Origin of the sequence: Rhizobium halophilum (assembly GCF_021648825.1) — a bacterium.
GTDB classification, from domain to species: Bacteria; Pseudomonadota; Alphaproteobacteria; order Rhizobiales; family Rhizobiaceae; genus Neorhizobium; species Neorhizobium halophilum.
The window spans coordinates 1-26,465 of sequence record NZ_JAKJHS010000016.1 but is presented as its reverse complement, the minus strand read 5'-3'; the positions used below and the strand labels follow the sequence as shown (position 1 = coordinate 26,465).

Genomic DNA, 26,465 nt, shown 5'->3' with positions numbered 1-26,465 from the left:
AGAGGTCATACCCATATCTCCCGGCACCTAAGGGGACGTCATGTCCGAGTTCATAAGCTATCTGTTTGCCATTCTGGTTGTCGGGCCCCTTCAGGCAGAGGTCGCGGAACGGCTTCAAGGCGTGTCGTCAGCGGAGATTGTTCAGGCAGGTCGCGCGTGCATCTCGGAAGAGGCGCCGAGGCTTCTGCAGCGAGCGCAGGATGATTGGGCTTGGGCGGCTGCCAATGCCATTGGTGTAGGCGTGGGATTGGTCGATCCACTGACACTGCTGGAGGGCGAGAGCCAGCAGTGCAATCGTGCGTTCCGTGCTCTGTTGGGTGCCGGCCAGGATGGAGAAGCCTGAAGATCAACGTCTTCCGGCCAATGCACCCAAGGCCACGCCGACTGCGATGCCGATCGCGATCCCCACAGCGGCGCTGTCAAAGAGAGCGGAGCCAATCGCAGCGCCCAGCCCAACACCCAAAGCGATACCCAATGCCATGCGACAAGGGTCACGCATCGGTGTGGCAATAGTTTGAATGATTGCAGGGCCGGAAGCTCCGGCTGGGCGCAAGGAGGCGGCATGGATTTGCGGGTGGCGTTTTCAGATTGGATTGGTTGCCTTGGCGCCCCGAATCCAGCATTATTAGCAAGTTCGGAACAATCGGTGGCTAGCAGATTAGTTCGAGCAGATTGAACCCCGCTCCCGGACTACCGGGGCGGGGTTTTGCATGCACAAATCAAGGGTTCCCCCCGTTAAGCTGGCGCCGCGCCGCCCGGAAGGACAGTCGCAACTCGTTCTTTGCTGAAAAGAACGACCGCGAACATAAGTACGCCCGCCAGGATGACCAGAGAGCTTAGGGCAGTGAGCGGTTCCGCTTGCGGATAACCCAGGTAAAGCAGGTAGAGTGACGGAACCATAACAACTACGCCTCCGGTGTAGATCCAGAATTGAGCGACCGCGAAGCGCGTCTCTGACTTGGCTGGATTGAACGCGTAGTAAGTGCCGAACAGCGCCATGGTCACCCAACCGAGTAGATTGGCATGAGCATGGGGGCCAATGACGTTATGATTTCCTGAGATTGCCATCTGCAATCCCATCGCTATGCCAACGATCAAGAAGATAACCGCGGTCTTGAAGAACATCTGAGCAAGTTGTGGCATGAGAAGGTCCTCCCAAAACTCGCCCCCTCGGCGAGCGATACAATCTACTCCTACCGCCAGCAAAATGGAACGCATATCCGCCGAGCTTCTACTGACGAATCTACTTCTTCCGATTATCCAGGGCAGAAGCACCCGCGCCTGTTGTTACCAGCGCAAGGAAGACAAAGCAGAAGAGGATCGAGGGGTCTAGGAGATTTGGGAAGTTTACCGGATCTAAAGGAGGCGCCGCTGAATGACGGCGCCTCCTGCACCTTCAGCGGCGGACGGTGGTCGTGTGATCGTCGCGTTTGCGTCCCTTCAGGCCAGCCAAACCGGCCAAGCCGATTAGTCCGAGCCAACCCAGATCGAAGCCATCGTCGTCTTCGGACTGAGCTGCGGTGTTGGTGTCATCATTGGGGGCAGGTGCCTGAGCCATGGCTGGCGCAGCAAATGTGATGAGGCATGTGGCGCCTAGAGCGATGAGTAGCTTGTGCATGGATGTCTCCTTTTTGCGGAGTCTAAACACAAAGTGAACGAATAGGTTTCATCAGACCTAAGCCTCAAGAGCCCAAAGGCCACGGCCGTGTAGAGCGGTCCTATCGGCGAAAGCCGGACTAATCGGGCTGCTGTTGGCAGCAGAGCTTGGGAAACCTGCTATAGGATGCCAAGCTAGTTGGTTAAACTGCGGACGAAATCGAGGTAGGCCGCAACCCTCAGGGGCCGATTATCGCCAGCCCGTGTTATCCGTAAGCCTGTAGGCAGGCATGTTCCAAAGCCGCGCCCCGGAAACAGAGCGGGACTTTCTCTATTCAGCTGCTACGCTGGCATCCCCAACCAGGGCTTTGAAGCCTTCGTTGAGGCCTTGGTAGCGGTAGAGAACGCCGGAGCATTCTTCCTTGAGGCGATGCAGGAGACGGAGCTCTGCTATGTTGATGTCGTTGGACATCGCCCTAAGACGGATGTCTGCCTCAATCTCTACTATTCGCGCTTCGTAGGCGGCCACAGTCTCTACGACGTGGCGCTGGTGCTTTTGCAGAACGAAGCTCATGCGCCACCTCCCAGCGAGAGCGATACGGTTAATGGAGTTATAGGGGGCTGGGCTCGGAAAGCATGAGGCAAACGAGGCTATGGTTAACAGCCCCGTCAAGGTCCGCCATGACGACTCCCGATGAGTGTGAAGCCGCCTGTGCAGCGTCAGTCATCGTCGCAGACGGCGCAAAGTGGGAAATCTGGGTGCGCATCCAGCGAGCTTGTTGGAGCTCCGCAGTGGCTGCAGGTAGTAGCTGCTGCATTCCCTTCTTTGTACGACACGCCTGATTTGGTGCGGTCCCGCCGCTTCAGTTCGTCAGCAATCTCTTTGTCCGTAAAGCCACTCATTGAACTCCCCCAAGGTTAACTCATGCCAGTCCTGAAAAACGCCCGGCACGAGACTGTCGCGCAAGCGCTGGCGCAGGGCAAGACCGCTATCGAGGCTTACGCTGCTGCAGGGTTCAAGCCCAACCGCTCCCACGCATCCCGCTTGGTAGCAAAGGGTAACATCCGGGCACGGGTGGAAGAGATCAAAGGCAGAGTGGCTGAGAAAGCCGAATGGACGGCCGCCGACAGGCTGCAGGCACTCAAGACGATCTTCGACAGCCACGCTGAGAAGGACGCGCGTGTGGCGATCTCTGCCATTGCCGAAGCCAACAAGATGCAGGGCAGCTACCCGCCGCAAAAGCGGGAGCACACTGGTCCGAACGGTGGCCCGATCCAGACCGTCGACCTCACCAACATGTCGGAAGAGCAGCTGAATGCACTCGAAGCCATCTTCGGCCCGCTTGCCACCGCCAGCGGTGATGATGCGGGCGATACGGCCAGAGAGGGCGAGGCGGGAGGCTGAGCGGCAGCGCCGGGACGTAGAACAGAACGCGGAGCGGATCCGCGCGCGGTGCAAGACGCTGGCGGGCTTTGTTGCCGAGGCATGGCCGATCCTGGAGCCGAAGGCAAAGCTGGTATGGGGTTGGCCGCTGGAGGCGATGGCCGATCACCTTGAGGCGGTCAGCCGGGGCGAGATCACAAGGCTCCTGACCAACTGTCCGCCAGGGCTGATGAAGTCGCTGCTCCACTCGGTCTTCTGGCCGGCGTGGGAGTGGGGACCGGCTGAGCTGACCCACATGCGCTACCTGACGTCGTCCTATTCCCAGGACAATGTGATGCGCGACAACACGAAGATGCGCAGGCTGGTCGAGAGCGAGTGGTATCGCTCCCTGTGGCCGGAGGTACAGCTTCGGTCGGACCAGAACGCAAAGGGGAAGTTCGAGAACACCAGGTCCGGTGGGCGTGAGGGCAGGCCCTTTGCCTCCATGACCGGCGGCCGCGGCGATCGCGTCATCATTGACGACCCGCACTCGACTGAGACGGCAGAGAGCGATGTGGAGCGGGCGAACACCGTCCGCATTTTTCGGGACTCCATCTCCGACCGCCTCAACGACCTGGAGCGATCGGCTATCGTCGTCATCATGCAGCGACTGCACGAGAACGATGTCGCCGGCACGATCCTGAAGCTGGGACTGCCCTATGTGCATCTCTGCCTGCCAATGGAGTACGACCCGAAGCCATACAGGTCGAGCGGGCGGATTATCGATCCAACGGAGCCGACCCGTATTGGCTTTGTGGATCCACGCACGACTGATGGCGAGCTACTGCTGCCGGAGCGCTTCACGCGTGAGGCTGTCGATGCGCTGAAGGTGGTCAAAGACTCCTACGGGTATGCCGGCCAATACCAGCAGCGTCCGACGGCTCGTGAAGGCGGGCTGTTCAAGCGTCAATGGTTCGAGGGCAAGATCATCCGGCAGGCGCCGCCTGGCACGCACTGGGTGCGCCACTGGGACCTTGCAGCGACGAAGAAGACGACAGCGGCCAGAACAGCCGGCGTGAAGCTTGGGAAGGCGCCTGACGGTTCCTACGTGGTGGGCCACGTTGTCACCACCCAGGACGAAGGCAACGCTGTCCGCATGCTTATCAAGGCCACTGCCGAGCTCGACGGTACTGATGTCCTGATCAGCCTTCCACAGGATCCGGGGCAAGCAGGTAAAGTGCAGGCGAAGGATTATGTCTCGATGCTCGCGGGCTGGACAGTGAAGGCCGATCCGGAGACCGGGGACAAGGTGACGCGAGCCGAACCGTTCTCGTCTCAGTGCGAGGCTGGCAATGTCTTCCTGGTGCAGGGCGCTTGGAACGAGGCCTATCTCGACGAACTCTGCCTCTTCCCGGGCGGCGCGTTCAAGGACCAGGTGGATGCCACCTCAGGAGCTTTCGGGCGTCTGGTAGGCAACCGTCAATCGGAGACGACAACGACGACGGTGAAGGGGCTGTATTAGGACGCTTCATCAGCAGCAACGGGAACAAAAGACGTGCTTGCCGTTTCACCTTCTGTGAAAGAGGTGCCCTATGGTTCATGTTGCTCTGATTGGTGACTCAATCCTCGACAATGCTGCTTATGTGCCGCGAGGAGGAGATGTAGCTTCTGTCCTGATGAAGCAAGGTTGGTGATGGAAGGGTCACCCTCCTAGCCCAGGATGGAGCGGTTATTGAAGGTGCTGTCAGTCAGCTGAACGGCATTCCCGACGACGCGACCTTCCTCGTAATCAGCGCTGGCGGCAATGACGCATTGCAGTCGATTGGTGTGCTACTTGAATCAGTGAGCACTGTCACTGAGGCGCTAGAAAAAGTGCGGGTCATAAGGGATAGGTTTCGGGACCGGTACCGAACGCTCCTCAATGAAGCTGAGCGTTTCAATCGTCCCATGGCAATCTGCACGATCTACGACGCGATGCTGCCTGATCTACACCAGCGCCGCGTAGCTAACCTTGCCCTTGGAATTCTGAACGACGTCATCACCCGTGAGGCGGCGAAGCGCGGATTATCGCTGATCGATCTGCGGGTGATGTTCTCAAAGGACCAGTACTACGCCAACGCCATCGAGCCATCTGGACACGGGAGCGAACTGATTGCGGCGGCAATCTTAGAGGCAATGGAGAAGGCGCATCTGAGTGGTTCTACCATTCATACGGCGCTTTAACAGCAGCGGCTCAGACGAAGCGACGTTAAGCGTCTCCGACAATCACGGTAACAATACCGCTGCCGCCGCAGTCAGAGCACTCCTTGCCACTTTGCTCCCCGGAGCCGCCACACGCGAGACAGATACCCTCTGCGGACTGCTCGGAGCCAGGCTCCGTTTCATCACCGGCTAGCAGCTTCGGGCTCTCATTGCTCGGTTGATTATTACCTGTCATCGCCATCTCCTGTGCTTCACGCCAGCAACAACAGATGCACCGGCATTGTTCCGGCCACACGAGGTTCTGAACTGATGACCGATGCCGTCGAGACAAAGCACCCGCTCTACATCGAGCGGGCGGATGAATGGTCACTGATGCGTGACACCGCAGCTGGCGAGAAGGAAGTGAAGGGGTCGGGAACACAGTACCTGCCGCAGCCGTCGGGTTTCTCGGCTCAGGCAGACGGCGGCAAGGCGCTGTACGACGCCTACCAGAAGCGGGCGCAGTTCCCGGAGATCGTCCATCCTACGATCCACGGCATGGTCGGTGTCATCCATCGGACCGAGGCGCAGATCGAGGTGCCAGCAGCGATGCAGGCACTGTGGGAGAAGGCGACGAAGGATGGGCTGCCGCTTGAGGCGCTGCATCGGCGGATTACCGCTGAACTGCTGACGACTGGCCGCTATGCGTTGTTGGCCGATGCCGCCACGGAGGGTTCGGATCTACCTTGGCTCGCTGGGTATTCGGCAGAGGCTCTGATCAACTGGTCGGACGACCGCACGATGTTCGTCCTCGACGAGAGCGGGCTGAGGCGCGAGGGCTTCCGCTGGGAGCAGGAGCAGCGTTACCGGGTGCTGGAGATGCGGGTCGGCAGCTATACCGTCCAGACCTATACCGGGACGGAGCGGACGCCTGGCAATGAGGTGACGCCGGCGGGCAGAGGCAACACTAAGCTGACTGAGATCCCGTTCGTCGTGATGGGTGCGCGATCTGTCCTTGGCTCCAGAGCTTCCGCCGCTGCTCGGGGTCGCTCGATCGGCCATCGCCCTCTACCAGCTCTCGGCCGACTACCGTTGGCAGCTGTTCATGACGGGGCAGGAGACGCTTGTGGTTATCAATGGCGATCCGCCATCGGCCGTAGGGGCAGGGGCGGTCATTGTGATCAAGCAGGGTGACCAGGCCGGCCCGCCGGACGTGAAGTACGTGGGACCGGCTGGGACGGGCATTGCTGCCCACCGAACGGCAATCCTCGACGAGCGGCAGAACGCGGCTCAGTCCGGCGCCAGGCTGTTCAACAGCAGCGAGAACAAGACGGCAGAGAGCGGTGACGCGCTTCGGATCAGGTTTGCGGCAGAGACCGCCACGCTGACGTCAATCGCACTGTCCAGCGCTCAGGGGCTAGAGAAAGCGCCTCGGCATATCGCGATGATGATCGGCCAAAGTCCCGAGGCGGTGACAGTGAAGCCTAACCTCTCGTTCGTTGACGCAACTCTGACGCCTGAGCAGGCAGCTTCGCTCGTGTCGCTTTGGCAGAACGGCGCAATTGCTTACGAGACGCTGTACGAGAACCTGCAGCGCGGCGAGATCGCCAGTGCTGAGAGGGATCATGAGGCGGAGCTGAAGCTTATCGATGAGGAGCGTTTCGGGAGCGAGGAAGAGCGTGATGCAGCTCTAGGAGGAGGCGGGAACACGAGGTGATTGTCATGTCAGTTCTCGCGTCTTGCGGCGGATCGAGCGTCTACGATACGTAAAAGATGGTTTGCCAGCATTATCGTCTCGAATGCTTCATCCGGATCGCTCAACTGGACGTCACGATGCGAATGTGGGTTCTTGTAGCTCCCAATAGCCCCAGCGAACAATGCGGCTCGTGCGTCACGTTCGCCCCCCTCTGTTGTTCTGTCGGTGAGTGGGCCGTTTTCAGGATGAAATGCAGCTCGCATCAGCGCGACACCGAGCAGATTGTTCAGCCCCGACGCTTCTCTGACGGCGACCTCAACCGCCTTCATGGCTTGGAATACTGCCACGTCGTATTCTCCCCGGATGAATGCCTGCCATACCGTCTCAGAGATGCGAGCGTGCAGTCGTTCTTTCTGGAGCCGCTTAGAGGCTAAAAACGCGTCAAACTCAGGAGGGGACGTGAAGCTCCGCGCCCTTCTACTCAGCACCTTCCAAGTGCTGTCCGATTGGTATGGTGCAGGCACGATAAGCCCTTGTGCACTCAGCCACGCGAACGCCTCGCGCAACGCCTGCCCAACTTCTTCTCTACGAGCGTGCGGGTAGGTTTCACTATCGCGGCCCGATCGCAGGTCGTTCTCGAAGTTGTAAGGGCTAAAGTTACCCCGCTCGCTTTGGAGAAGAAATAGAAGCTTGCCGGCCAGTTCCTCCGGCGCAAGGGAAACGACCACATCTGCATCAGGTATCGCTCGGTAAAGTGCGTACATCGAAGACCTTGATTCGGTGGTGAAGGCTGATCGTCTAGCAATAGCAGTCACAGAACCCAGCAAATCAAGGGTAAACGTTGCAAACGTTCCGCAAGAAGCCAATCATCATAGAAGCCGTCCGCTGGACCGGGCAAAAGCGCTACGGAGATGGTGAAAACACTGTGCACCACTGGGCCAAGGTGAGCCTTGGCGAAGCCGCCTAGCTTCTGGAGAAGAGGTCCATCACGGCGTCCGCCCATTGCTGGAGAAGGGCAGGATCGTTCCAGACCATCCACACACCGATCGCCAAGGCGACTAGAAGCGCTACTCCGATCAGCTTTCGGACGACAAAGTACACGAAACCGATCACTACCACCACGATCACGCCTGTGATGATGAGAGAGTAGAGGTCGTCCGGCATCTTCGCCTCCTGAATCATCCGATCTGTTCGCACACCCTTCCGCCGCCTCAGGACGGCTTTTTGATGTCCGGCAGGAACGATCAGGAGGACCGAAAGGGTTAGCGATGGCTACGGGGCGACGCGGAATACTCTTCGTCGCTGACTGGCTCAAGCCATTCGGCACTGCTGCCGTCCAGCGCCTCGTGAATGGCAATGTGCGTCATGCCAATCTCGGGGCTTGCTCCGTGCCAGTGCTTCTCGCCAGGAGCGATCCAGATGGAGTCGCCTGAGTTGATTGGCTGGATAGGCTCTCCCTCCTTCTGGATGAGCCCTGAGCCAGCGATGACGTACAGCGTCTGCCCAAGCGGATGGGCATGCCAGTTGGTGCGTGCGCCAGGATCGAAGCGAACGATGACCGACCGGACCCGCGCCGGCGCCTCTGCATCCACGATCGGATCCTGCCAGACGGAACCAGTGAAATACTCTGATGGAGCACGTCGTGAGGGCGCTGAGCCATTGCGTCGGATGTCCATTTTATCTCCTCTTCGCGGGGCGCGGGTGCCTCGTTTCTCAGCCGCTAGTTGGCGGCATTCTATGCGCCCACCAAGGGCGCGCAACCCAGGAGAAGGCCAGTGGCCCTTAAAGCAATCATTGACAGCCTCGACAGTGTCGAGGAGCAGTTCCGCTCGCTCTACGAGGAGAAGGACGGCAAGTTCGTCCTCGCCATCGAGGGCATTGAATCCCATCCCGGCGCTGCGGCACTCAAGTCAGCTCTTGATCGCGTCCGCGGCGAGAAGCGCACTCTAAGCGAGAAGCTCGCCACCGCAGAAAGCCGGCTGGAAGGCCTGCCGGAAGACTTCGACGCTGACGCGTACGAGACCCTCCGCACTCAGGCAGAAGGCAACGAGCCGCCAAAGATTGAGGAGCGCCTTACGGCCCAGAAGACGCAGCTCGAGGCGAAGTTCGCCAAGGAGCGCGAGAAGCTGGAAGAGCGCGCCAATAAGCTCGATGGTACCCTTCGCCGCGTCATGGTCGACGATGGCCTGACGAAGGCTCTGCTTGATGCCGGCATCGACAAGACCTTCCTCCCGGCAGCCAAGGCGCTGCTCAAGGAGAAGGGGCAGATCAAGCTTGTCGAGGACGACGATGCTATCCAGGTATTTGCCGACGATGGCGTGAACGATCGCACGCCGCTCAACGACTACGTCCGCAACTGGGCAGGCCAGGACGAAGGCAAGCCCTTTGTTGCCAAGGCCACCGGCGGCGATGCCAAGGGCGGCGACGGCCGGCAGTTCAGCGACAACCCTTGGGACACCAGCAACGGCAAGAAGCCCAACCTGACCAAGCAGCAGCAGCTCATCCAGGAGAATGCCTCCAAGGCTCGCCAGATGGCGCAGGCCGCAGGCGTCACTCCGAACTGGTAACACCCGGCGTCAGTGGCGCCACCGCATACGAGGTTATGCCCAGTGGGGTGACCGAGACCATCCGCCCCACATCCTCCAAACGACAGGAGCCTCGACATGGCAACCACGCGCCTGAGCGACGTCATCTATGGCCCGCTCTTCCTTCCCACGACGATCCAGCGTATCGCGCAGCTCTCGCGCATCCGCAACTCGCCGATCGTCTCCACCGACGCTGAGCTTCAGCGTTTCGCCAACGGCCCGGGCGATCTCATCCAGATGCCGTTCTGGAACGACCTGACCGGCAACTCCAACGTCTCGACGGATGACCCGGCCCAGACCGCCACGCCCAACAAGCTGATGCAGGGTCAGGACATGGCCCGCAAGATCCGCCGCAACAACGGCTGGCAGTCGGCGAACCTCGTCGCCTCGATGCTGGCGGAAGATCCGCTCGACGCCGTGGCTCAGCTCATTGCCGATTACTGGGTTCGTGAAGAGCAGCGGATCATGGGCGAGCAGATGCGCGGCGTGTTTGCTTCGGCAGGCATGGCCGGCAATGTTCTCGACGTCGCTTCGGAAGACGGCGCAGTGTCGCCCGTCAACCTGGACGCAGAGATCGCGGCCAATGCCTATGCTCTCCTCGGAGAGTACGGCCAGACGCTGTCGGCGGTCCTGATGCACTCGCGGCTCTTCTACAATCTGCGTGCCGCTCGTGCGATCGAGAAGTTCAAGGATCCGGCAACGGGCCTCGACTTCGACATGTGGGACGACAAGATCGTCTACGTGTCCGACCAGTGCCCGCGCGAGGCCGGCGCTACCTCCGGCTTCAAGTACACCTCCTACCTCTTCGGTAACGGCGCTATCGGCTATGCCGAGGCCACCGGTGAGGGTGGACCGAAGAAGCCGGTCGAGATCGACAGCGTGGCTGCTGCCGGTAACGGTGAAGGCGTTGAGACGGTCTGGTATCGCCGCCACTGGGTCATGCACCCGCGCGGTGTTTCCTTCAGCGGCACGCCCGCATCGGCATCCGGTGTGACAGACACCGAACTCGCCACCGGCGGGAACTGGACCAGGGTCTACGATCCGAAGCTGGTCCGCATGGTCGCCGTCGTCACGAACGGCTGAGGGTAGGGGCTCCGGCCCCTCTCCATATTCCCTCAATCTGGAGAAATATGATGAACGATCATCAGAATGATCCGCTTCTGGCGGAGGCTATCGCGCGCCGTGATGAGAGCCGGGCTCAGATCCTCCGCTCCCGTGCCAACCGCCTCGGCGGCAGTGCCGTCGACCGTCTCGCAAATGCGTTCGACAAAATGGCAGAACAGGCAGAGAAGGCTGCTCGCCAGTCTTCGACTGCTCTGTCCAATATCGAACCGGTCAAGCCCGATCCTGAAGGCACCAGCCGCCAGCTGGCCGACAGCGAGGGCAACTTCGCGGCCAATGCTGAAGTCGCTGGCGTTGGTGGCATCGGCATCAAGGCGAGCAACACCGACGTCTCCACCGGCAAGCCGGCGCAGACGATCCAGCAGGCCGGCGAGGCTGTCATGCCCGGCGCCCAGAAGATCGTCGGGGATCAGCCTGTGGATGGCAACCGCAATGCCGGCACCGGTGAGTCCGACGAGCGGTCCAAGGTCGAGATCCCGGCCACCTGGAAGGACCTCACTTGGCAGGAGCGCCGGTCGCTTGCTTCCAAGCTCAGCGACGATCCAATCAGCAATGGTGAAGAGGCCAATGCTGCCATCGAAGCAGAATTGAAGCGCAGGGGCTGAAACGTAGGCTGGGGCTAATCAAGCCCCGGCCTTCCTCGCAGGAGAATGAGGCACGCTGACCACGCTGCTGGATAAGCGCATTACCGCCGCAGCGAAAGGCGTGGCGCCTGCGGTCAAGATTCTCAGTTCCGCTGCTCCGCTTTGGGTGAAACCATCTTCAATCAATCAATCAAGCTGCCAGGCGGCTTTCATCGCTTCTCTTGGCAACTTGGAACTGGGATACGAGCTCGTGCAGCTTACGGCTCTCGCTGGCAAGTGCTGCACTCGCAGCGGTGGTTTCCTCAACCATTGCCGCGTTGCGCTGGGTAACCTGGTCCATCTGGTTGACGGCAGTATTCACCTCGGCAAGTCCAAGCGACTGCTCCCGTGACGAGGTAGCAATGGCATCCATATGCTGGTTGATGGTCGCCACGTATTGTCCAATGGCGGTCAACGCTTCCCCTGTGTCTTGCACCAGCTTCACGCCGCAATCGACCTCGCTTGACGAGTTGCGAATGAGGTCCTTAATTTCTTTGGCAGCCTTGGCCGAGCGCTGTGCAAGCTCGCGCACTTCCTGAGCGACCACGGCAAATCCCTTGCCTGCATCGCCTGCTCGGGCAGCCTCGACGCCGGCATTGAGCGCCAGCAGGTTGGTCTGGAAGGCGATCTCGTCTATCACGCCAATGATGCTCGAAATCTCTTCCGATGATTGTTCGATGCGCTGCATTGCCTGAACCGCATTGGCGACGACTACGCCCGACCGCGCAGCGCTTTTGTTGGCGTCGATGGCAACATTGCGTGCCTCCTCGGCACGTTTTGATGCATTAGAGACATTCGCGGTGATCTCATCGAGAGCTGCAGCGGTTTGTTCGAGGGAAGCGGCCTGCTGTTCGGTTCGATTGCACAGATCATCAGAACTCATTCTGATTTCGCGGGTGCCACTGTCGATGGAACCGGCGGCATGAGCCACTGATGTCAAGGTCGCGCTCAATTGCTCAACGGCTGCGTTAAGATCATGGCGCAGATCTTCGAAATCGGGTGCGAAAGGCTCCGTGAGCTGGAAGCTGAGATCACCCGAGGCCAGACGTCGCAAGCCTGTGGCGAGGCTGGAAGTTGCCTGCTGAAGCTTCAGCCGGGCCGTAGCCTCCGCCTCCGCGGCCAGGCGCATCCGATCAGACTCCGCTGCTTCCCGCTGCGCGATTGCCTGTGTTTCAAGCTGTTTGTTAGCAATGGCGGCGAGTCGGAAGACTTCAACTGCTGCGGCCATGTCACCGATTTCGTCTTTCCGGTTCGTTCCTTGAAGCGTCAGGTCCGTCTGTCCACCGGCTAGCTTCTGCATATCGTCTGAAAGAGCTTTGATCGGCAGTATTATCGTTCTACGGCTGGCATAGATCACGGCCAGCGCGGCAGCGAGGGTGACGCCGAGAAGGGACATCAGCAGCTTGTTGATGAGTGACGAAAGGGCCTCGCTATCGCGCATGACATCATCGGATAGCTTCTGAATGCTGTCACCAGCCGTGCTCATAGCAGTCTCAAGGTCGGAGAACAGAGCCTTGAAGGCCGGAAGCGCAGCTAGTGCCTTAGCGCGGTTGCTCGAAGCTTCGTTGATGAGCGAGGATGCGCCATCGATATAGGCCTGCAAGGGGCTGTCCAGTTCCGCAAGAACAGCGCTGATCGAGGAGCCCGCAGCCAAACCCTTGTTCGCAGCGATCGAGGAACGGAAGGAGCTGACATGATCGGCTAAGTCGGCCTTCACATCATCAATATCGATATTCGCGGTCGTGTCCTGTGCAAGGATTGCTGAGAGGACATCAGCCCGCAGCGCATCGTGCATCATATCGGCTTGCATATGATTTCGTAGGAGATCGGCAGTCGTTGAAACCTCAACTACGTTGTTTGTAAGTTTCTTCGCACTCCAGAGACCCGTACCTGCCGCCCCGCCCGCAAGGACAAACATCCCTAGGCTTATAAACAACATCTTGCTTCTGATCGACGACACGCAGGCTCTCCCCAAACGGTTTCCACGATGATATCCCTTTCGGGCTAATCGGGCATATCAGCGAAACGTTGTGAAGAAGTTTCGAAATCAAGTACGCAACGATGTCATCCACTTCGGAGGCTCACTGGTCGTGACGCAGCACGCCAAGCGACCTCCGCCGTCGCCGGCGCCTGCTGGTTCCGTTCATTCATCGTGCTTCTCCCTTTCCCAGGGAAGGCGTAAGCGAGCCGTTTGCTCCGCAGAAGGGAACGCTGATGGTCGAGATCACTGCGATCAACCATGCCAACCGGCTTGCCGTTACAAACGACGGCAGATTAGGCGAGGTGACCAACCTCTTCGACCGGGATGGCGATGACACTGACGATACGGAAGCAGCCGTCGCTGCGGTCGTGAAGCTGGCTGACGATGAATGGCTTACTGTCGATCTGGCAACCTTCGAAACCGCGAGATTGAATTGATGAGTACGTCGAAAAGTTTCATCCGGTGAAAGTTGGCGCGAACTGTCGTTTCAATCCGGATGAGTTGCTGGAAGCAGCCAAAGGCCAGGGCTTTACCAATCTGGTGATCCTGGCAGAGCAGCCGGACGGAGGGCTGTGGGTCAGCGGCATGGCAAACGCGGGCGAGACCATGATCCTGCTGGAGCGGGCGAAACATCACATCGTCTTTGGGGAGTAGCCATGCCAGATCACTACGGAGCGCTTCCAGCAGCACTCACTTATCACGAGGCGCGAGGCAACGCGGCATGGACTGCTGCCGGTGTCGACGATGCCAAGCGCACTGCTGCGCTGGTGCGTGCCTCGCAGGCTCTCGATGCATTCTATGGCGCGCGCTATCCCGGCGTAGTCGCTTCAGCCGATCAGGATCGTCTTTGGCCGCGCGCCGATGTGATCTGGCGTGGGGAAGACTTGGCTTCCGACGTCGTGCCCGCACCTATTGAGAAAGCCGCTTACGAGCTCGCCCTGAGAGAACTGGTAAAGCCCGGCTCTCTCGCGCCGGACGTGGCCGCTGGTCCGCAGAAGGTGCTAACAGAGGTCAAAGGCATCAAGTGGAGCGTAGTGGGTGGGCTATCCGGAAAGGCCGCGCTGCCAATCGTCGAGGGCATTCTCGCAGAGATACTTCTGCCAACGCCGGGAGGGACGACCGTTTCAACTCTGGCGAGGCTTTAGCCCGAGATACGAAAGGAGGAACTCGGCCCGCTCCTCGACCCGCACTTTCGGGAGGAGCACAGTCTCATAGCCCAGCGTCGGGTAGAACGAGAGGAGCCGCTCGTACTCCTCTACAGCCGCCGTCATGTCATGCCGGCGCTCGTCATCGTTGATGTAGATCTCCGGCCAAGGTGGCGTGAGGAACACGTTGCTGTTGAAGCGAGGAAGCTCCAGCTCAGTTCTTTCGCCATATGCCTGCTCAAGGGCTGCAGTCGCATCCAGGAGACCTCGATCAAAGAACACAGGCCCGTCTAGTCCCTTTGCCGCAAAGATGTCCGCAAGCGATACTTCGATTGCTCTCCAAGCAAACGCCGCGAGGTCGACCCAAGGCAGCGCGCGCCCTCCGGCTGCCAACTCTTCGGCTACAATGCGCCGCCCCGGCTCCTCGACAGTGGCATAGCCTCTAAGATGCAGCTCTTGCAGGAGGGTCGACTTGCCGCCTCCGGAGCAGCCGGAAATGATAACGAAGCGGTCCATTTGCTTCTCCATTAATGAGGAACACAAGCATGTCGGAGGACTGGAATGCAATCGCCGCCGAGGTAGACGCAGCCATCCGCTCCGTCTCCGACGTCTCCCAGCCCTACGGTTACCCGGTGACCCTGCGCATGCCTGGCGCCCTGACCGGCCCAGACTGGGATCCGAACATCGGCCCACCGACATACCGCACGCTGTACGCCGTGGAGGGGTTTCAGGAGATCCGGGATCCCTGGGGTACGTTGATCGGTCAGACACGCCACACGCTGACCGTTACCGCGGATCCTGAAGCTGTGCCGATGAAGAACCACCAGGTGCTCATCGGGCAAGCTGCAGCCTATGTGGACGAGGCCGCAGACCAGGGGCTTCCGTGGGTGGAGATTGAAGACGTGAAGCCACTTGCACCGGCAGGAATCGCCGTGCTGTATGAACTGACGCTAGTCTCCTAGCCAACTCAGGAAACCGACCTTGGCCCTACCCAATGACATCCAGACGCTCGTAGACACTCTGGTACCTGAAATCCGCCGTGCCTTCATTGAAGCTATTCAGGCGATCACGTCTCAGGCTCAACTCACGACCGTCGAGGGGCATCTGAGAGAAGGCAACATAGAAGCGGCCATTGCTGCCCTGAAGATCGATCCTCTGTTCTTCCGTCCGCTCGATCGGGCCATTACCGAAGCCTACTACAGGGGAGGGGTTGCGGCACTTGCCGCGCTTCCGAAGATACCCGACCCTTTCGGGGTGGCGCAGCGGTTTTTGGCTTCAATGGAAGACATGACCGAGCCATTGAATGGGCAGAGCAACACGTCGGAAGACTGATCACCGACATCACGGAAGATGCTCGGCAGGCTGCACGGATGCAGGTCGTCGCGGGTCTGGAAGCGAATGATGCGCCGGCAAAGATTGCAAGGGCACTGATCGGGACGAAGAGCCGGATCACGGGGAAGAGGGAAGGCGGCATCATCGGCCTTACCTCCCGGCAGGTCGAGTTCATCATCTCCGCTGAGGCGAAGCTGCTCTCCGGCGATCCTGAGTTGATGCGGGAATATCTTCAGCTCAGCACGCGAGACAAGCGCTACGATGCGACGGTGCGGAAGGCTATCGCAGACGGCAAGCCCGTTCCCGCCGACAAGGTTGCCAACATCATCGCCCGACTGAGGGATAAGAACCTCAAGCTTCGTGGTGAGACGATCGCGCGGGACCAGTCCCTTACCGCGCTTCGGGCTGGCAAGTACGAAGGCTACCGGCAGATGCTGGAGACCGGCGCTGTCCGTGAAGATCAGATTGAACGCACATGGTCGTCTACAGGCGACGGCCGGACGCGGGACTCGCACCTGGCGATGCACAATCAGAAGGTCAGAGGGCTTTCCCAGGCCTTTGTGTCTCCGCTGACGGGCGCAAGGATGCTCTACCCGGGCGATACCTCACTTGGTGCGCCAGCAAAGGAAACCGTTCTTTGCCGCTGCGTCGAGAACATCCGGATCCGCTACATCAGGTAAATCATGGCCCCTAAGTCCTTCTCGCTTTCCGTGCGGCAGTTCGCTGACCGGACGACGGCACAGATGCGCGATGTTTTTGCGGAATCGGTGCAGGACGTCGTCGAGATGGCGCAGCTGCCTAAGGCCAGAGGCGGGCGGATGCCAGTTGATACCGGCGCGCTCCGCAACAGCCTCGCCAGCGGGTTGAACGGCTCCTTTGCGAACGAGGGCGCTGACAGCTACGTGGTGACGCTGTCCGGTGTGCAAATAGGCGAATGTCGCGCAGTTCGCGTGGACAATGCCCTACGCCCGCAGATTGGAGCTGGGCTTCTCCGGAACCGACAGCCTGGGCCGCCGATACGAGCAGCCCGGCAATTACTTCGTTGGCGCCGCCGTCGCGCAGTTCCCGCAGCGCGTCGAATACTGGGCGGCAAGGGTGAAGACATGATCCTGGAGACGGATATCGAAAACGCCCTGAAGGCCATCATCGGCGGGGCGGGCCTGTCGTGGCCGGTCGCATGGCCCAATCAAAACGCACCGGGTGCCAAGCCCTACATCGTCTTCGGGATCGTCCGCGTGAACCGCAGGGACGACACGCACGAAGGCGTCATGACGATCTCACGAGGCCAATTGCTGCTGACGGTGGTCATGGGCGAGGGGATCTCTACGAAGACTGCCAACGAGAAGGCAGACCAGATCGCCGCATTGTTCCCTACGGGTCGGCGCCTCCCTGTTATGGGCGGGCAGATCGTCATCCTGAAACCGGCAGACATTCTTGAAGGCTTCCCGCAGGACGGCGATTGGCGCGTCCCGGTGAGGGTGGACTACGAAGCTTCCTAACCCCCGAAAGGAACAGAAATGAGCACGAGTGACATCGGGCACACCCTGCACTTCATCGCAGGTGCACCGGCCACCTTCGATGAGGCTGGATACGAGGCGCTGTTCTCTGGAGCAGCGATCAAGGTTGGGGGCATCGTCTCCATCGGGCCGGTCAGTGGCACGAACAACATCATCGATGTGCCGGATCTGGAAAGCGGCTGGAATATGGGTGCCAAGGGCGCCAAGACCGGCTCTGTAACCGCCGTCGCACTTCGCGAGATCAAGAGCGATGCCGGTCAGGCTGCCGTGAAGGCCGCCGCACAGGAAGGGGAGCACAACATCTACAGCTTCAAGATCGTGGAACCCGGGGCGTCGGGCGAGGTCGAATACATTACCGGCATTGCCTACGACTGGCAGCGGAACGAGCGCTCCACCACAAGCTATGCCGGCTTCACCTTCAGCATCCGCGCCAACTACGATTCCGTGGTTGCTGACGCTCCGGCCTGAGGTGATCAATGGACTTCTCACAGTTCGATAGCCGGAAGGCGGCGGAAACGCCCCGTCCGCTTCACCTCAAGCACCCGGCGACGGGCGATCCGCTCTATGACTCCGATGCCAAGGGCAAGCCCGACAAGAGCAAGCCCTGTCGTGTCCTCCTGTTTGGTGTGGAGAGCTCAGTGGGGCAGAAGGCCATCCTTGACGGCCAACGCTCCCGCATGGAGCAGGACAAGGCAGATGAGCCGAAGGGCCTTGCCGATATCCAGGCGCTCAATGCAAAGGAGCTTGTTCCTTTCTTCGCAGGCTTTGAGAACGTCAACTGCGGCAACCGACCGGCGGAAGCTCCTCGCGATGTCGAGTGGTTCTTGAACCTCCAGATCGGGGGCACGGATCGTCTTGCCCCGTCCTTCTATGAGCAGGTGCGCGTCTTCATCCAGAGGCGAGCGAACTTCCTGGGAAACGGGAGCGCCAGCTAGTCCTTGCGGCTTCGCAACTCGGCTGGCTGGCCTCAACCATCAAGAACGAGAGTAGAAGCAGGGCGCAGCGATACATCGATGCTGGCGCGCCTGTTCCCATGGTCGAACTTGAAGCCGGGGAATACCTTCTGGACGCTGTGCAAGAGCTTGGACCGATCCGCTCAACCGGCATGGGCCTGACGACGCCTGACTGGCAGGAGCTTACGGCCTTTGCCTATGCCAACGGGCTGACGCTTGCGCCGTGGGAGTTTCGCATCATCAAGAAGATGTGCGGGGCATACCTGCGGGACTTCCGCAACGGGGAAGCCCCCTTCTCCATCCCCCCGATAGACCGCGACAAAGAGCAAGAGGAATAGGCGATGGACTTTGCAACGCTTGTCCTCAATGCCGATAGCCGCGGCCTCGTGTCGGGTGAGCGCGCTCTTGACAGCCTCGCCACCACCGCCGGCCGCACCGAAGGGCGCGTCGTCAAGGCTAACGTCAACATGGCCCGCTCCACGGAGCAGGTCGGCCGTCAGTCGATCTTTGCCAGCCAGCAGATGCGTATGACGTCAATGCAACTCTCGCAGGTTGCGCAGCAGGCTTCAGTGACGGGGAATTGGCTGCAGGCGATTGCTATCCAGCTTCCTGACCTCGCCCTCGGTTTTGGGCCCATCGGCATAGCTGCTGGCGCGGCGGCGGGCGCTGTTCTGATGATGGTTCCGGCCTTCACCAACGCCAGCGGAGAAGCCGACGCCCTTGAAAAAGCGATGAAGGGTCTGCAGACCGCCACCGAAGGCTACGCTGATGCTGTCGAGAACGCGTCCCTCTCCGCAATCGATCTGATTGACAGGTTTGGGTCGCAAGCTGAGGCGGCCGGCCGGGTATACGAAGCACTGCGCAAGATCAAGGAGCTCGAGTTCGCCAGCGCCATGCGCGAGGCGCGGGATGCCATCTCGGATACCTTCTCCGGGCTTCAGGATTCCATGGAGCGGTTCGACGTTGCCACGACCATGTTCGGGAATCCCGAAGCGATCACGGCCGTACGGACCGAGGTGCAGTACCTCGAGAATGAGTTCGGCCTGACACTCATCCAGGCTACCCGGATCAATGATGCGCTGAACGATCTTGCTGCGGCGAACAGCCCGGAGCAGTTGGCCGCTTCTGCAATGGCATTGGGCGACGAACTGGCACGAGCAACGGAGGAAGGCGCCCGTCTGTCTCCTGAACTTCTGGCGGTGCAGAAGGACGCCTACGAGGCCTCCCTGAGCGCTGCGGAGTTCGCCCGGCTTACCGGAGCCGCCATCGAGCCCGCAAACGCTCTGGCTGTGGCCGTGAGCGGCGTAGCAAATGAGTATGCGCGGGCTGCTGCGTTCGCAGCGGCTTTGACCGGTCGCTATCCCTCTCGTGGCTCTTATGGCGGTGTGGAGCGCAGCGCGGATGGGCCGATACAGAATGGCGGCTTCATGCTGCCGGAGGTTGGCCCAACGCCGGAGGGAAGGGGTACGCCGGAGCTTTCTGGATTCCCGTGGGAGAGCATAGGCCGGTCCGGTCGCCGTCGCGGCGGCGGTGCAGGACGAGCCGGCGGGGCGAAGAAGATCAGCGACGAGGCGCGCGAGGCCAAGCGCATCTTCGAAGAGACCCGCACAGAAGCGGAGAAGTATGCCCAGGAACTGGAGGATCTGAACGAACTCCACAACATGAGCTATCTCGACGCCGACACCTACGCCCGTGCAGTGAAGAAGATCGGCGATGAGTACAACGAGACATCCAAGGCCGGCGAATTCTTCAACGACATCGCAGAGGATTTCAAGGAAGGCATCCTCGACGCGATCCTTGAGGGCGAAAAGCTGGACGACGTGTTCAAGAACCTCGCAAAGTCCATCGCACGGGCGGCTCTTGAAGCTGCTTTATTCGGCTCCGGTCCGTTTGCAGCCGGGGGCGGCAAAGGTGGCGGCGGTCTAGGTGGCCTCCTTGGAAGCCTTGGCAAGCTATTCTCGTTTGACGGTGGTGGCCACACCAGTCCCGGCTCCCGTTCTGGCGGCCTGGACGGCAGAGGCGGTTTCCTCGCCATGATGCACCCCAACGAGACGGTCATCGACCACACCAAGGGCGGCGGCTTCGGCTCTTATGTTGGTGGAGACATCATCATCCAGGGCAATGCCGATCAGCGAACCTTGAACGAGATGCGCCGAATGCTCGACCAGCGAGACCGCGTGATCAGCAAGAACATCGGCAAGACAATCGATGACCGGAACAAGGTCTCGCAAACCAGAAAGACGAGAGCGTAAATGGCGAGGCTTCTTCCGTTCATCGACGTGCCGCTGACCAGTCAGAGGCCCTTGTCTGGTCCGGAGAGCGTCAATCCTTCGCAGGGGACGACGATCGGCAACTTCACCCAGACTGTCGCATCTCCATTTGGCGGTTGGGCTTTCGAGTTCAATTTCCACCCGATGCAGGGCGACCAGTATGTACGGTTCCGAGGGTGGCTGTGGGCACTCCAGCGGGGGGCGAACGCGACACGCTGGCAGATGACCGAGAGAGACAAGATGTCGCCGGCGCGGGCCGGCGTTTCATCTGCTCTCGGCGGCGCCGTTGCATGGTCGAATGGGCAGATGTGGTCGAACAACCGGCCGTGGAAGCTCACCTATCCGAATGTGAAGGTGGCAGCAGCCGCGGCCGTTGATACGACCATCATCAATCTCGCGGACGAGTACTGGGGCCGCCGTCTCCGTTGGGGTGAGCGGATAGGGTTCTTCCCTTTTCACTTCGGCATGTACCAGGTCACAGAAGACTTTGGCGATGGGCGCTATAGGGTTTGGCCGCCATTGCGAAAGGCAATCACAACCGATGACTACGCCACGCTCTATCCCGTCCTCGTGCTTCAAATGATGGTGAGCCAGGAGATGGAATATCCGTCAGAGGACGCCGCTCTGACTATCGGCGCTTCTGTCCGCATGTTCGAGGCCTTCGACTACGACGTGCGCGACTACTTCACGGATTAAGCGATGACAGAACGTCTCGACATGATCAGGGCGATGAAGCGCATCGAGCTTGCGCGGCTGCATGCTGGCGAGCTGAACCGGGCGCTGTTTCCTGACGATCGGCACGATGACGAGATACCCGGCGCGGAGAAGGCGGAGATGCAGATGACCGTTTCCGAGCTCGTCGCGCAGCACCGTGCGGAAGTCTCCGCATGGGAACAGGAGAACGGCTGATGACTAGAGAAGAACGCGACAACTGGATCCGCAGCAGTTCAATGCTCCAGCTGGCTCAACGTTGGGGCTCGGAGATCCAGGCAGCTATCGCGGCAGAATGCTCCCCCCGGCAAGCTTGCTCGCCAAATCCTCGTACTGGCGGGCCAGAAGGGCGCCCGCCGCTTGCGTGACAGCATCGCACTCCAGCGATCTGATCAGTTCCGCAGTATCGGTGCACACCTTCATAAGCACATCCGTAGGTATCCCGTGCTGTTGAGCGCTAACAGAAGATTGCCTTGGAAGGCTCGATCGGCAGCCGCCGAGAGAGCAGTATAGTTCGTCAATTTTGACATTCTCGCCTCCTCCGTTCCACCGGGGAGAAAATCAGCTTTCAGACCGAGAGTCGAATCATGCCGCTTTTTACGGAAGAGGATCGGGCGTTCCTGCGGCGTCCGCACATTGCGCGTGCGTGGTTCGCTGAGCTGCATCTGCCGTCCGGGGTATGGCGGCTGCACAACGGGGTAGGGCGCAAGACCGTCGGTGGTCATGAATGGCGCGGCGTCTCCGATCCGGCAGGCCAGCAGCTTGTCTCGATGTCGGCTGTCGAGGATCCGCGATTTGGGCAGGCGGCGAAGGTAGACATCGTCCTGTCGGGCGTGAACGTCGACTTCATTCGATCGGTGAAAGACCATGCGCGGCAGATCGAGGGGGCGCTTGCCGATATTTACTGGTGCGCCTTTGACCAGGAGACGCAGGAGGTTTGGTCGGGCGGCCTGAAGAAGCTGTTTCCCGGTTATCTCTCGGCTCCCAAGCGGCAGAGCCAGGGAATTGGCGTTCGCACCGTGTCCTTCACGATCGAGACGCTGTGGCAGAGCCAGAACTATCCCTTCGGGGGCCAATGGACGACCGCCGACCAGCAGCGGCGCTACCCCGGCGACAAGGGCCTGGAGTATGTCGGCGTCAAGGTGACGGAGATCATCAAGGCATGATCGAGGAGCAGCTGAAGGCATACCTTGCGGCGACCGTCGATGCGCCGATGGTCTGGGGTGAGAGCGACTGCACCATGTGGCGGCGCGGTGGATCGAGCAGGTGAGGGGTGTCACGCTCGCCATACCCACGTGGGAAAGCCGGGACGAGGCGCATGCACTGATGGAGCAGGCCGGGTCCCTGGTTGCGCTATGGGACCAGGTGCTCGACGGGCATCTGTTTGAAACCGGCGCGCCGGATGTAGGCGATGTCGGCGTGATCAAGAGCCATCTGCATGGTGAGGCCGGCGGCATCTTTCTCGACGGCGGCTATTTCGCATGGCGTGCGGAGCCGCAGGGCTATCGCATCCTGCATCCTCGCCAGAACACCATCCTGAAGGCCTGGGCCATCCGATGAAGCTGACAAAGCTCCTGCTGACCTGCAGCGCCTCCTGCGCTGCCATGACGGCGCATGCCTTTGCCGATCCGATCTCGGCTATCGCAACGGCGATTCATGGCTTCCTGCTGTCCAGCACGGCGATTTCCGCCGCACTTACAGGCACGCTGGCAACCATCGCGGCCAATGCCATCGTGGTCGGTGGCGGCTTGGCGCTATCAATGATGGGAAGACAGCGCCAGGGCGGGGCGGTGAAGCCGTCCGACATGAAGAGCAATTTCGAGACCGGGGAAAGCTCGGTCATTGAACTTGTCGGTCGGGGACGCGGCGGCGGTCTGAAGGCCTTTGGCAATACGGACGGCAGCACCAGAGCGCGGTTGATCTGCCACCTCCAGGGGCCGATCGACGCAATCGAGGCCTACTACCTCGGCCAACGCGAAGTCACTGTCGAACCGAACGGTGATGTCTCGTCGCCACCATGGGCTCGGCCCGGCGGCTCCTGGGCCAATTGGCAGACGAAGATGGGCACGGGTACGGAAACCGCGTGGGCGGGGCTTATGTCGCTGTTCCCAGCGCTGTGGACGCCGGCGCATCAGGTGCGGGGGATCGCGCAGTCACAACTGCTGTTCTACAACCCTGGACTGGCGGAGGCGAAATATCTCAGCCTCTACCAGAACCCTTCGGCCATGGATGGGGAAATCGTTGCCCGCGGGTCGCGGATCTATGACCCTCGCTTCGGACTGGCGGCGTGGTCCGAGAACTCTCCCATCATCTGCGCCCATGTGCTGCGGCGCGATCCTGCCTTCACCTTTGCCCGCTTCAACTGGGCAAAGATTGCTGAGACTGCCGACGCTGCGGACGTTCTTGTCGCGACGAAGACAGGGACAGAGAAGCGCTCTCGCCTCTGGGGCATGTGGGCCTGGGAAAGTGAGCGCGGCCAGACCATGCAGCAGTTCCTGGACTCTGCAGGCCTGGAAATCCGGCTGGACGAGAACGGGCTGATCTACTTCGAGTTCATCGACGATGTGGTGATGCCGGAGATCGCGTTCACGCCGGAGGACATCTACGACTACTCCTGGGCGGCGGGGCCGGAGGCTGTCGAGCGGCCGAACATCTGCCGGGTCAAATGCTACTCTCCGGAGCGCCTCTACGAGATCACGGAAATCAACCTCGACGGGATCAGCTGGGCCCGGATTGACGATGAGGTGGAGAAGTACGGGCCGAAGTACCTCGATATCGAGCTGCCGTTCTGCCCATCGGCCTCTCAGGCGCAACGTATAGCCCGCCGTAAGTTTGCGTTGGAACGTGCCGATCGGGGGACGATGGTGCCGAACATGGTCGGGCTGGCGGCCTGGGGACTGCTTTATGCGCAGATCACCGAACCGGATCTGCTCGATGTCGAGACGGTGCGGATGGAGGCCCCGCGGGTGGACGACGAAAACGGCTCAGTCGAGATCCCCTTCGTTGTCTGGCCGACGAACCCTGCAGTCGACGAAGCCGCGGCTCCGGATGTCGTGCCTGAGTTGGGCTATGAGTCGGACATGGAGACGCCGGATGCGCCTTATGCGGCTCTCCAGGTCACCTATCCGAACGGAAGCCAGGAGATGCGGATCGGCTTCAACCTGCCATCCCAGGAATATGACGTCGCGGAGGCTGCCTATCGCACCTATACGGGTGGGCTGCCGAACAGCTGGACGAGCACGACTGAGTATCCGTCGCAGAGCTCTGCCTACCTCGCCTACCAGGCCGGCAACTTCGAAGGGCAGACGATCGACGCCCGCGTGCGTGTCTTCAAGGGCGACGAGGGGAGCTACTTCTCGGATCTGCTGAACGCGGTCGTCGCCGTCGACAACTCCGCTCCGGGGGCACCCACTCACGTCAGTGGCGATGCGACGTATTCCGGCACGACCGGCGAACTGAACGTGATGGTGCGGGCCAATGAGCTTCGCGCAGTCGCGATCAAATTGCAGCGCCGCTGGCGAACATACGCGCTCGGCACATGGAGCAGCTGGGAGACGATCTCACAGCAGAACGCCCGCACCCGGCAAAACCTAACATTCACCGACAGCCAAGGCGTCACGGCCAGCGGCGGCGAAGTCGAGTGGCGCCTACAGACCCTCGTCAGCGACGGCACGGGCGGCTCGTATCGACAAATCGCTGTGATGATTCCCGGCTCCTAACACCTATCCAGAACATCAAGGAAGGATTGAATGAGCGTCTTTACGAAGCTGGCTCAGAGCATCTTTGCGTCTGTGGACGAGAACGGCAATGCACGCGCCATCTCGCCAGTAGAGGCGCAGGTGTGGGGCACGGAGCTAGAGCGCCTGGTCGCTGCTCTTATTGCCGGGCTGGGCGACTATGAGCTTCCGGAGCTGATCTATCGCTACACCGTCACCGGTGGCACGGCCAACGCGATCGTTGCCATGCCCAGCGCCACGCCTCCGACTGCACCCGGCGCAGCTCTACTGACCATGACGGCTACTTCGGCCAATACGGGTGCCGTCACGCTCAACGGCAAGCCTTTGCGGGCGAATGGTGGTGAAGAACTGCAGGCGGGGGAGGTACGCGCTGGCGACCTTCTCGCCTTCCTCGATCTCGGTGCAGAATATCGGCTGATCACCGACCCAGGCTCTCTGCGGAACAAGCTCGCGGCTATGGCGTGGGCCAATAACGCTGAGGACGAACCCGTCCAAGTAGAAGCGGGCGGCGACGGTGCCACCACTTTCTCTGCCAAGCACTGGGCGGCGAAGAGTGAGGAATCTCGAAACATCTCTGCCGGCCATGCCTCGGATGCTGTTTCCCAAGGCAATGTGCCCATCTACGCGACCGCCGTCGGCGTCGCAGCTCTGAATATCCCCCTTGGCATAAACGCCATTCGTACCAATGGGTATGCAGCAGCGGGCGATGGGGGCAACGCCCTATACAAACGCGCAGCTACGGAGCCGACACACGCTGCTAAGATCAATTCGCTTGACGGCTCGTGGTGGGAGTTGGCGGAGCAGGTTTTTGATATTCGCATGATTGGTGGGTTTGGTCCTGACATAACCGATGCAATCGCAGACGGGATTAGCGCATCTCGTGCTCTTGGGGGGAAGAAGATTTTCATTCCGTCAGGGGAATACGTCTTCAACGGTGTCTCAGTCACGGATTCTCTTTTTGACATCGACATCGAGGGCGAGGACGGCAAATGGCCGGTCCTGCAACCGAGTCAATCCACCGTGGACGCCGGAACGTTGCGGCTGCTGCGCTTCGAGCCTAGCACTAGCTTTGAGCTAACCGGGTTTTCACTGGCTGCTGACATAAAGCCGAACCAACGGACCATCTCGCTTGACAGTGTGGCCAGCCTTGAAGTGGGGATGCTGTTCCAGATTTCGTCCAGCAAGATGTGGTATCACGACGATAGAGGCGTCTACACCTGCGGAGAACTTCACGTCATCACGTCCATCGATAGCGTAGCCAAGACAATATCTTTCCAGGACCAGACGCGGGACTCTTACTCAGGCGCAACCCATACGATAACTCTAAGGGCGTTCAGGCAAAACTTTTTCCGCGCTAAGAATCTCCGCATCAAACTTCCCGCACCTACGGGGTCAACTGCAACCGTCGCGATCCAGACCGGCCAATGCTTTGAGCCAATCATGGAGAACATCGTCATTGAAGGGGCTACGAATTGGGGGCTTCAGACTATTCGTTGCTGGAAACCCTTGTATCGCAATATCAGCGCATATGGTCTCGGCCGAACGGACCAGAACGGGTATGGCATTTCGGTTAAAGTGACGTGCCCCCTTTGAATCGGACCGTTTATGGCTGGAATTTTCCAACTATGATCCCTCAATGGGAGAAGGAGAGTT

General features: G+C 60.3%; 33 protein-coding genes. 25 read left to right on the top strand and 8 right to left on the bottom strand.

Translation table 11 applies throughout. The annotated features are described in order from the left end of the window. Positions 1 to 40: 40 nt before the first annotated feature. The gene (locus LXM96_RS19790) at positions 41 to 343 is read left to right on the top strand and encodes a hypothetical protein (RefSeq protein ID WP_240000287.1); all 303 of its coding nucleotides are present in this window, start codon (positions 41 to 43) and stop codon (positions 341 to 343) included. A 392-nt stretch (positions 344 to 735) separates the two neighbouring features. On the opposite strand, the gene LXM96_RS19785 is transcribed toward LXM96_RS19790, so the two are convergent. The 3 genes from LXM96_RS19785 to LXM96_RS19775 form a co-directional block, all read right to left on the bottom strand. Then, on the bottom strand, positions 736 to 1,143 hold the full coding sequence (locus LXM96_RS19785; protein ID WP_240000286.1) for a hypothetical protein: 408 nt from the start codon (positions 1,141 to 1,143) through the stop codon (positions 736 to 738). Positions 1,144 to 1,396: 253 nt separating this feature from the next. Then, complete coding sequence (locus LXM96_RS19780) at positions 1,397 to 1,618, bottom strand: WGxxGxxG family protein (protein ID WP_240000285.1); 222 nt, start codon at positions 1,616 to 1,618, stop codon at positions 1,397 to 1,399. A 309-nt stretch (positions 1,619 to 1,927) separates the two neighbouring features. Next, positions 1,928 to 2,170: a hypothetical protein gene (locus tag LXM96_RS19775; RefSeq protein WP_240000284.1), complete on the bottom strand. Its 243-nt coding sequence runs from the start codon at positions 2,168 to 2,170 to the stop codon at positions 1,928 to 1,930. Positions 2,171 to 2,521: 351 nt separating this feature from the next. On the opposite strand from LXM96_RS19775, the gene LXM96_RS19770 reads away from it, so the two are divergent. The 4 genes from LXM96_RS19770 (at position 2,522) to LXM96_RS19755 (ending at position 6,857) form a co-directional block, all read left to right on the top strand. Then, positions 2,522 to 3,001, top strand: a complete 480-nt coding sequence (locus LXM96_RS19770; protein ID WP_240000283.1) for a terminase small subunit — start codon at positions 2,522 to 2,524, stop codon at positions 2,999 to 3,001. After that, positions 2,913 to 4,481 carry a phage terminase large subunit gene (gene terL, locus LXM96_RS19765; protein WP_240000282.1) on the top strand — a complete coding sequence of 523 codons (1,569 nt, stop codon included), beginning with the start codon at positions 2,913 to 2,915 and terminating at the stop codon, positions 4,479 to 4,481. Before LXM96_RS19770 ends, terL begins: the two co-directional genes overlap by 89 nt. Positions 4,482 to 4,906: 425 nt before the next feature. Beyond that, positions 4,907 to 5,182 (top strand): hypothetical protein, encoded by a 276-nt coding sequence (locus tag LXM96_RS19760; RefSeq protein WP_240000281.1) that lies wholly within the window; start codon positions 4,907 to 4,909, stop codon positions 5,180 to 5,182. Between the two features lie 958 nt (positions 5,183 to 6,140). Then, complete coding sequence (locus tag LXM96_RS19755; RefSeq protein WP_240000280.1) at positions 6,141 to 6,857, top strand: DUF4055 domain-containing protein; 717 nt, start codon at positions 6,141 to 6,143, stop codon at positions 6,855 to 6,857. Between the two features lie 8 nt (positions 6,858 to 6,865). Here the strand turns inward: LXM96_RS19755 and LXM96_RS19750 are convergent, their stop codons facing one another. The 3 genes from LXM96_RS19750 to LXM96_RS19740 form a co-directional block, all read right to left on the bottom strand. Then, positions 6,866 to 7,600, bottom strand: coding sequence for a TIGR02391 family protein (locus LXM96_RS19750; protein ID WP_240000279.1), 735 nt, complete (start codon positions 7,598 to 7,600; stop codon positions 6,866 to 6,868). Between the two features lie 199 nt (positions 7,601 to 7,799). After that, a complete protein-coding gene (locus LXM96_RS19745; protein WP_240000278.1) occupies positions 7,800 to 8,000 on the bottom strand; it encodes a hypothetical protein in 201 nt (66 codons plus the stop codon). 98 nt (positions 8,001 to 8,098) lie between these two features. Continuing rightward, positions 8,099 to 8,512 (bottom strand): (R)-mandelonitrile lyase, encoded by a 414-nt coding sequence (locus LXM96_RS19740; protein ID WP_240000277.1) that lies wholly within the window; start codon positions 8,510 to 8,512, stop codon positions 8,099 to 8,101. Between the two features lie 99 nt (positions 8,513 to 8,611). Between LXM96_RS19740 and LXM96_RS19735 the strand changes: the two genes are divergently transcribed. From LXM96_RS19735 to LXM96_RS19725, 3 genes are all read left to right on the top strand, one after another. Further along, entirely contained in the window at positions 8,612 to 9,403 is a 792-nt protein-coding gene (locus LXM96_RS19735) for a hypothetical protein (RefSeq protein ID WP_240000276.1), read from the top strand. Positions 9,404 to 9,499: 96 nt separating this feature from the next. Then, a complete protein-coding gene (locus LXM96_RS19730; protein ID WP_240000275.1) occupies positions 9,500 to 10,504 on the top strand; it encodes a hypothetical protein in 1,005 nt (334 codons plus the stop codon). A 50-nt stretch (positions 10,505 to 10,554) separates the two neighbouring features. Continuing rightward, positions 10,555 to 11,148 (top strand): hypothetical protein, encoded by a 594-nt coding sequence (locus LXM96_RS19725; protein ID WP_240000274.1) that lies wholly within the window; start codon positions 10,555 to 10,557, stop codon positions 11,146 to 11,148. A 169-nt stretch (positions 11,149 to 11,317) separates the two neighbouring features. Here the strand turns inward: LXM96_RS19725 and LXM96_RS19720 are convergent, their stop codons facing one another. Next, positions 11,318 to 13,126: a methyl-accepting chemotaxis protein gene (locus LXM96_RS19720; protein ID WP_240000273.1), complete on the bottom strand. Its 1,809-nt coding sequence runs from the start codon at positions 13,124 to 13,126 to the stop codon at positions 11,318 to 11,320. A 254-nt stretch (positions 13,127 to 13,380) separates the two neighbouring features. Here LXM96_RS19720 and LXM96_RS19715 point away from each other — a divergent pair, with 254 nt between their 5' ends. Genes LXM96_RS19715 through LXM96_RS19705 form a run of 3 tightly spaced genes read left to right on the top strand, consistent with a single transcriptional unit; the run spans position 13,381 to position 14,292 of the window. Next, entirely contained in the window at positions 13,381 to 13,584 is a 204-nt protein-coding gene (locus tag LXM96_RS19715; protein ID WP_240000272.1) for a hypothetical protein, read from the top strand. Between the two features lie 25 nt (positions 13,585 to 13,609). Further along, the gene (locus tag LXM96_RS19710; RefSeq protein ID WP_240000271.1) at positions 13,610 to 13,801 is read left to right on the top strand and encodes a hypothetical protein; all 192 of its coding nucleotides are present in this window, start codon (positions 13,610 to 13,612) and stop codon (positions 13,799 to 13,801) included. A 2-nt stretch (positions 13,802 to 13,803) separates the two neighbouring features. Further along, entirely contained in the window at positions 13,804 to 14,292 is a 489-nt protein-coding gene (locus LXM96_RS19705; protein ID WP_240000270.1) for a DnaT-like ssDNA-binding protein, read from the top strand. Here LXM96_RS19705 and LXM96_RS19700 read toward each other — a convergent pair. Beyond that, positions 14,272 to 14,808 carry an AAA family ATPase gene (locus tag LXM96_RS19700; protein ID WP_240000269.1) on the bottom strand — a complete coding sequence of 179 codons (537 nt, stop codon included), beginning with the start codon at positions 14,806 to 14,808 and terminating at the stop codon, positions 14,272 to 14,274. The two genes, LXM96_RS19705 and LXM96_RS19700, sit on opposite strands and share 21 nt — an antisense overlap. Before the next feature lie 29 nt (positions 14,809 to 14,837). Here LXM96_RS19700 and LXM96_RS19695 point away from each other — a divergent pair, with 29 nt between their 5' ends. From LXM96_RS19695 to LXM96_RS19630, 14 genes are all read left to right on the top strand, one after another. Continuing rightward, positions 14,838 to 15,254 carry a hypothetical protein gene (locus tag LXM96_RS19695; RefSeq protein WP_240000268.1) on the top strand — a complete coding sequence of 139 codons (417 nt, stop codon included), beginning with the start codon at positions 14,838 to 14,840 and terminating at the stop codon, positions 15,252 to 15,254. A 19-nt stretch (positions 15,255 to 15,273) separates the two neighbouring features. Beyond that, a complete protein-coding gene (locus LXM96_RS19690) occupies positions 15,274 to 15,624 on the top strand; it encodes a hypothetical protein (protein WP_240000267.1) in 351 nt (116 codons plus the stop codon). A 38-nt stretch (positions 15,625 to 15,662) separates the two neighbouring features. After that, entirely contained in the window at positions 15,663 to 16,304 is a 642-nt protein-coding gene (locus LXM96_RS19685; protein ID WP_240000266.1) for a phage minor head protein, read from the top strand. 3 nt (positions 16,305 to 16,307) lie between these two features. Then, positions 16,308 to 17,123 carry a phage tail terminator-like protein gene (locus LXM96_RS19680; protein WP_240000265.1) on the top strand — a complete coding sequence of 272 codons (816 nt, stop codon included), beginning with the start codon at positions 16,308 to 16,310 and terminating at the stop codon, positions 17,121 to 17,123. Positions 17,124 to 17,141: 18 nt separating this feature from the next. Further along, positions 17,142 to 17,609, top strand: coding sequence for a hypothetical protein (locus LXM96_RS19675; RefSeq protein ID WP_240000264.1), 468 nt, complete (start codon positions 17,142 to 17,144; stop codon positions 17,607 to 17,609). Positions 17,610 to 17,617: 8 nt separating this feature from the next. After that, a complete protein-coding gene (locus tag LXM96_RS19670) occupies positions 17,618 to 18,076 on the top strand; it encodes a hypothetical protein (protein WP_240000263.1) in 459 nt (152 codons plus the stop codon). 98 nt (positions 18,077 to 18,174) lie between these two features. Beyond that, positions 18,175 to 18,432 carry a hypothetical protein gene (locus tag LXM96_RS19665; RefSeq protein ID WP_240000262.1) on the top strand — a complete coding sequence of 86 codons (258 nt, stop codon included), beginning with the start codon at positions 18,175 to 18,177 and terminating at the stop codon, positions 18,430 to 18,432. A gap of 3 nt (positions 18,433 to 18,435) precedes the next feature. Further along, on the top strand, positions 18,436 to 20,346 hold the full coding sequence (locus tag LXM96_RS19660; protein ID WP_240000261.1) for a hypothetical protein: 1,911 nt from the start codon (positions 18,436 to 18,438) through the stop codon (positions 20,344 to 20,346). Then, on the top strand, positions 20,347 to 21,060 hold the full coding sequence (locus LXM96_RS19655; protein WP_240000260.1) for a hypothetical protein: 714 nt from the start codon (positions 20,347 to 20,349) through the stop codon (positions 21,058 to 21,060). A gap of 3 nt (positions 21,061 to 21,063) precedes the next feature. Beyond that, entirely contained in the window at positions 21,064 to 21,273 is a 210-nt protein-coding gene (locus LXM96_RS19650; protein ID WP_240000259.1) for a hypothetical protein, read from the top strand. Between the two features lie 389 nt (positions 21,274 to 21,662). Next, entirely contained in the window at positions 21,663 to 22,241 is a 579-nt protein-coding gene (locus tag LXM96_RS19645) for a transcriptional regulator (RefSeq protein WP_240000258.1), read from the top strand. A 100-nt stretch (positions 22,242 to 22,341) separates the two neighbouring features. Continuing rightward, positions 22,342 to 22,635, top strand: a complete 294-nt coding sequence (locus tag LXM96_RS19640; RefSeq protein WP_240000257.1) for a hypothetical protein — start codon at positions 22,342 to 22,344, stop codon at positions 22,633 to 22,635. Next, entirely contained in the window at positions 22,632 to 24,794 is a 2,163-nt protein-coding gene (locus LXM96_RS19635) for a phage tail protein (RefSeq protein ID WP_240000256.1), read from the top strand. Before LXM96_RS19640 ends, LXM96_RS19635 begins: the two co-directional genes overlap by 4 nt. A 30-nt stretch (positions 24,795 to 24,824) precedes the next feature. After that, positions 24,825 to 26,405: a hypothetical protein gene (locus LXM96_RS19630; RefSeq protein ID WP_240000255.1), complete on the top strand. Its 1,581-nt coding sequence runs from the start codon at positions 24,825 to 24,827 to the stop codon at positions 26,403 to 26,405. Positions 26,406 to 26,465 lie beyond the last annotated feature (60 nt).

Bases quoted from the DNA above. Each gene is read 5' to 3' on its own strand.
- LXM96_RS19715 (WP_240000272.1), top strand. From the start codon at position 13,381: ATGGTCGAGATCACTGCGATCAACCATGCCAACCGGCTTGCCGTTACA.
- LXM96_RS19785 (WP_240000286.1), bottom strand. From the start codon at position 1,143: ATGCCACAACTTGCTCAGATGTTCTTCAAGACCGCGGTTATCTTCTTG.
- LXM96_RS19680 (WP_240000265.1), top strand. From the start codon at position 16,308: ATGGCCCCTAAGTCCTTCTCGCTTTCCGTGCGGCAGTTCGCTGACCGG.
- LXM96_RS19750 (WP_240000279.1), bottom strand. From the start codon at position 7,600: ATGTACGCACTTTACCGAGCGATACCTGATGCAGATGTGGTCGTTTCC.
- LXM96_RS19695 (WP_240000268.1), top strand. From the start codon at position 14,838: ATGTCGGAGGACTGGAATGCAATCGCCGCCGAGGTAGACGCAGCCATC.
- LXM96_RS19770 (WP_240000283.1), top strand. From the start codon at position 2,522: ATGCCAGTCCTGAAAAACGCCCGGCACGAGACTGTCGCGCAAGCGCTG.
- LXM96_RS19725 (WP_240000274.1), top strand. From the start codon at position 10,555: ATGAACGATCATCAGAATGATCCGCTTCTGGCGGAGGCTATCGCGCGC.
- LXM96_RS19685 (WP_240000266.1), top strand. From the start codon at position 15,663: ATGCAGGTCGTCGCGGGTCTGGAAGCGAATGATGCGCCGGCAAAGATT.
- LXM96_RS19780 (WP_240000285.1), bottom strand. From the start codon at position 1,618: ATGCACAAGCTACTCATCGCTCTAGGCGCCACATGCCTCATCACATTT.
- LXM96_RS19775 (WP_240000284.1), bottom strand. From the start codon at position 2,170: ATGAGCTTCGTTCTGCAAAAGCACCAGCGCCACGTCGTAGAGACTGTG.
- terL (WP_240000282.1), top strand. From the start codon at position 2,913: ATGCACTCGAAGCCATCTTCGGCCCGCTTGCCACCGCCAGCGGTGATG.
- LXM96_RS19740 (WP_240000277.1), bottom strand. From the start codon at position 8,512: ATGGACATCCGACGCAATGGCTCAGCGCCCTCACGACGTGCTCCATCA.
- LXM96_RS19675 (WP_240000264.1), top strand. From the start codon at position 17,142: ATGAGCACGAGTGACATCGGGCACACCCTGCACTTCATCGCAGGTGCA.
- LXM96_RS19645 (WP_240000258.1), top strand. From the start codon at position 21,663: ATGCCGCTTTTTACGGAAGAGGATCGGGCGTTCCTGCGGCGTCCGCAC.
- LXM96_RS19635 (WP_240000256.1), top strand. From the start codon at position 22,632: ATGAAGCTGACAAAGCTCCTGCTGACCTGCAGCGCCTCCTGCGCTGCC.
- LXM96_RS19760 (WP_240000281.1), top strand. From the start codon at position 4,907: ATGGCAATCTGCACGATCTACGACGCGATGCTGCCTGATCTACACCAG.
- LXM96_RS19700 (WP_240000269.1), bottom strand. From the start codon at position 14,808: ATGGACCGCTTCGTTATCATTTCCGGCTGCTCCGGAGGCGGCAAGTCG.
- LXM96_RS19665 (WP_240000262.1), top strand. From the start codon at position 18,175: ATGGTCGAACTTGAAGCCGGGGAATACCTTCTGGACGCTGTGCAAGAG.
- LXM96_RS19650 (WP_240000259.1), top strand. From the start codon at position 21,064: ATGACAGAACGTCTCGACATGATCAGGGCGATGAAGCGCATCGAGCTT.
- LXM96_RS19630 (WP_240000255.1), top strand. From the start codon at position 24,825: ATGAGCGTCTTTACGAAGCTGGCTCAGAGCATCTTTGCGTCTGTGGAC.
- LXM96_RS19655 (WP_240000260.1), top strand. From the start codon at position 20,347: ATGGCGAGGCTTCTTCCGTTCATCGACGTGCCGCTGACCAGTCAGAGG.
- LXM96_RS19705 (WP_240000270.1), top strand. From the start codon at position 13,804: ATGCCAGATCACTACGGAGCGCTTCCAGCAGCACTCACTTATCACGAG.
- LXM96_RS19745 (WP_240000278.1), bottom strand. From the start codon at position 8,000: ATGCCGGACGACCTCTACTCTCTCATCATCACAGGCGTGATCGTGGTG.
- LXM96_RS19670 (WP_240000263.1), top strand. From the start codon at position 17,618: ATGGACTTCTCACAGTTCGATAGCCGGAAGGCGGCGGAAACGCCCCGT.
- LXM96_RS19660 (WP_240000261.1), top strand. From the start codon at position 18,436: ATGGACTTTGCAACGCTTGTCCTCAATGCCGATAGCCGCGGCCTCGTG.
- LXM96_RS19790 (WP_240000287.1), top strand. From the start codon at position 41: ATGTCCGAGTTCATAAGCTATCTGTTTGCCATTCTGGTTGTCGGGCCC.
- LXM96_RS19730 (WP_240000275.1), top strand. From the start codon at position 9,500: ATGGCAACCACGCGCCTGAGCGACGTCATCTATGGCCCGCTCTTCCTT.